The following is a 561-nucleotide window of genomic DNA, read 5'->3' as shown; positions in this document are numbered from 1 at the left end:
ATATGTGGTTCTGCTTCGCAATACTGTGACCCAAATGGTTTACAAACATGCGATTTCCACCATCGTTCCGGGCCGCGCAGTGAATTTCGCGACCGCCGACTCTGAAGAAAGCCCCGCCAGCTGAGTTCGTACGATGCTCCGGTGAGCCCGAAACCTCTGGTCCTTCTTGTAGGGGTCGATCTGGGGTTGCCAAACTTTGACGCCGATCTGCAAGAACTGGGTTTGCTCGCGCAAACCGCAGGCCTGCAGCCGGTTGGGCGCGTCACGTGCAAACGCAGGGCGCCCGATGCGGCGCTTTTCATCGGTAGCGGCAAGGCCGATGAGATCAAATTGTTGGCATTGGACACCGGTGCCACCGAAATCCTGTTTGACCAGTCCTTGAGCCCGGCGCAGCAGCGCAACCTTGAGCGGCACCTGGACATGCCGGTGAACGACCGGACGCTGCTGATCCTCGAAATCTTCGCCCAGCGGGCACGCAGCCATGAGGGCAAGCTGCAGGTTGAGCTGGCCCGGCTGCAGTACATGTCTACACGTCTGGTGCGGCGCTGGTCACACCTTGAA

The 561-nt window shown here is 59.5% G+C and carries 2 protein-coding genes; both read left to right on the top strand.

Translation table 11 applies throughout. From position 1 onward, the window contains the following. A partial coding sequence (locus tag AC1D0Z_RS23885) for an RNA chaperone Hfq (RefSeq protein WP_477660587.1) occupies positions 1–124 on the top strand: 124 nt, incomplete at its 5' end. Positions 125–141: 17 nt separating this feature from the next. Continuing rightward, on the top strand, positions 142–561 hold a 420-nt coding region (locus tag AC1D0Z_RS23880; RefSeq protein WP_477660586.1), incomplete at its 3' end, for an HflX-like GTP-binding protein.

It is taken from the genome of Polaromonas sp. P1_E3, from assembly GCF_056405935.1.
The sequence above is the reverse complement of the archived record's forward strand: the minus strand, read 5'-3'. Positions and strand labels throughout refer to the sequence as shown.